The organism is Bacillus sp. MBGLi79 (genome assembly GCF_002953915.1).
This window is the reverse complement of record NZ_CP026521.1, coordinates 1,789,184-1,791,836: the sequence shown is the minus strand read 5'-3', so window position 1 is coordinate 1,791,836 and position 2,653 is coordinate 1,789,184. Positions and strand designations below refer to the sequence as shown.

The following is a 2,653-nucleotide window of genomic DNA, read 5'->3' as shown; positions in this document are numbered from 1 at the left end:
TAGTTGATATAATGGTCAGCCTGCTTATTTAGGCTGACTGTCAGTAGACGGCTACAGTTTCTCCGACTGACTGTGGAAATGCATGAAGGGAAAAAGGCTGGTATCAGCTTTTCCCTTATTGTTCAGATCTTATTAGAATTCCAATACTTTTTTCGCAGTTTCAAGCACGTCTTTATGGTTTGGAAGCCATACGCTTTCAGCTTGAGAGAATGCGAATACCGTATCAGGAGCAGTGACGCGAAGCACCGGAGCTTCGAGGCTCAAAATCGCGCGGTCGTTGATTTCGGCAACAACGTTTGCAGCCACTCCAGCCTGTTTTTGCGCCTCTTGAACGACGATCGCGCGGCCTGTTTTTTCCACAGATGCGATGATCGTGTCGATGTCAAGCGGGCTGACTGTGCGAAGGTCGACAACCTCAGCAGATACGCCTTCTTTTTCAAGCTCTTCCGCAGCTTTTAATGACTCGTGAACCATCGCTCCGTATGTGATGATGGAAAGGTCTGTTCCTTCGCGTTTCACATCGGCTTTGCCAATTTCAATTGTGTATTCCTCTTCAGGAACTTCCTGACGGAATGAACGGTAAAGTTTCATATGCTCAAGGAAGACAACCGGATCGTTATCGCGGATCGCGGAGATTAAAAGTCCTTTAGCATCGTACGGAGTTGAAGGAATGACGACTTTAAGTCCAGGCTGCTGTGCAACGAGTCCTTCCAAGCTGTCCGCGTGAAGTTCAGGCGTATGAACACCGCCGCCGAACGGAGAGCGGATTGTCACTGGTGAAGTCCAGCGGCCGCCGGAACGGTAGCGCATCCGTGCCATTTGTCCGGAAACTGAGTCCATCACTTCGTACACAAAGCCGAAAAATTGAATTTCCATTACAGGACGGAAGCCTTGTAAGCCTAAGCCGAGTGCAAGGCCGCCGATACCAGATTCAGCAAGAGGAGTGTCAAATACGCGATCCTCACCAAACTCTTTTTGCAATCCTTCAGTCGCACGGAACACGCCGCCGTTAACACCGACGTCTTCTCCGAAAACTAAGACATTTTCGTCATTTTTCAGTTCTGTGAGTAACGCATCAGTGATTGCTTGAATCATTGTCATTTGCGCCATGGCTTACTTCGACTCCTTCTCTTTATAAATTTCCTTTTGTTCTGCAAGGTTGTAAGGAAGCTCTTCATACATGATGTCGATCAGGTCGGTCACTTTTTGCTTCGGCTCTTCGTCAGCTTTTTTGATCGCCTGCTTGATTTCTTCTTTCGCTTCTTCAATTACCTTGCTTTCTTCTTCTTCAGACCAAAGGCCTTTGTTTTCCAAGAATTTGCGGAAACGGACAAGCGGATCTTTCTGCTCCCACTCATTCTCGATTTCTTTCGTACGGTATTTCGTCGGGTCGTCACCGGCCATAGTATGAGGACCGTAACGGAAGCAAAGCGTTTCGATCAGGGTAGGGCCTTCGCCGTTTACAGCGCGCTCGCGTGCTTCGCGTGTCGCAGCGTATACAGCAAGGGCATCCATGCCGTCTACTTGAACGCCGACGATACCTGCAGCCGCAGCTTTTTGTGCGATTGTTTGAGCTGCTGATTGCTTCTCAACAGGTGTAGAAATCGCATAGCGGTTGTTTTGAACAACGAAAATAGCTGGAGCTTTATACGCACCGGCAAAGTTGATGCCTTCGTAGAAGTCACCTTGGGAAGCACCGCCGTCTCCAGTATAAGTGATCGCCACAGCCTGTTTGCCGCGTTTTTTCAAGCCGAGTGCAACGCCAGCCGTCTGGATATATTGCGCACCGATAATAATTTGCGGTGACAGCGCATTGACATCATCCGGCATTTGGTTGCCGCGGAAATGTCCGCGAGAGAACAAGAATGCTTGATAAAGCGGAAGTCCGTGCCAGATCAGCTGCGGAACATCACGGTAGCCCGGAAGAACAAAGTCTTCTTTTTCAAGCGCGAAATGCGTAGCAATTTGAGACGCTTCCTGACCGGCAGTCGGCGCGTAGAAGCCAAGGCGGCCTTGTCTGTTCAAAGAAATAGAACGCTGATCCAAAATGCGTGTATACACCATGCGGCGCATTAATTCTTTTAATTGATCATCAGATAGATCGGGCATTGCCGCTTCATTAACGACTTCGCCTTCTTCATTCAAAATTTGAAACGTTTCGAACTGCTTTTTAATGGCATCGAATTGCTTTTTGCTATCAACGATTGCTTTTTTCGTTTTTGCAGCCATATAAAGTCACCTCTTCCTTTCTTTTGACAGTCATAGACGTGTATCCCTTATACATACAGAATTAGGGTGTCCTAAATTGACGGGCGCAACTCATATTTATTTCTTATTAGCCGCTTTGATGGTTGTCGAAACTTTTATGTAAGGACAGCACAACGCGTTCTAAAACTGTATCATTTATAGTTTATGACAAACTAATACAACAAGTTCCACCAAGGCTAAGTTTAAACCAGTCGATCATACTCGTCAATCGATTTCATTCCTGAAATTAAATAAATGTATTCGCTTTACTGAATTTCTGTTTCAGCGTTGTTCAGACTGTTTCAAACTGTTCTAGTATAGACAGCATTCTGTATTACAATAGCAATACAGATTTTGTCGAAAAAAGAGGGCTGAATATTCAGCCCTCTTTCATCTCAAATCCCGC

2 protein-coding genes are annotated in these 2,653 nt (G+C 46.3%); both read right to left on the bottom strand.

The annotated features are described in order from the left end of the window. Positions 1 to 132: 132 nt before the first annotated feature. Positions 133 to 1,110: a pyruvate dehydrogenase complex E1 component subunit beta gene (gene pdhB / locus C1T29_RS09130; protein ID WP_103749026.1), complete on the bottom strand. Its 978-nt coding sequence runs from the start codon at positions 1,108 to 1,110 to the stop codon at positions 133 to 135. Positions 1,111 to 1,113: 3 nt separating this feature from the next. Next, on the bottom strand, positions 1,114 to 2,229 hold the full coding sequence (gene pdhA, locus C1T29_RS09125; RefSeq protein ID WP_020451244.1) for a pyruvate dehydrogenase (acetyl-transferring) E1 component subunit alpha: 1,116 nt from the start codon (positions 2,227 to 2,229) through the stop codon (positions 1,114 to 1,116). Positions 2,230 to 2,653: the final 424 nt, after the last annotated feature.

Coding starts and splice junctions, on each gene's coding strand:
- pdhB (WP_103749026.1), bottom strand. CDS start 1,110: ATGGCGCAAATGACAATGATTCAAGCAATCACTGATGCGTTACTCACA.
- pdhA (WP_020451244.1), bottom strand. CDS start 2,229: ATGGCTGCAAAAACGAAAAAAGCAATCGTTGATAGCAAAAAGCAATTC.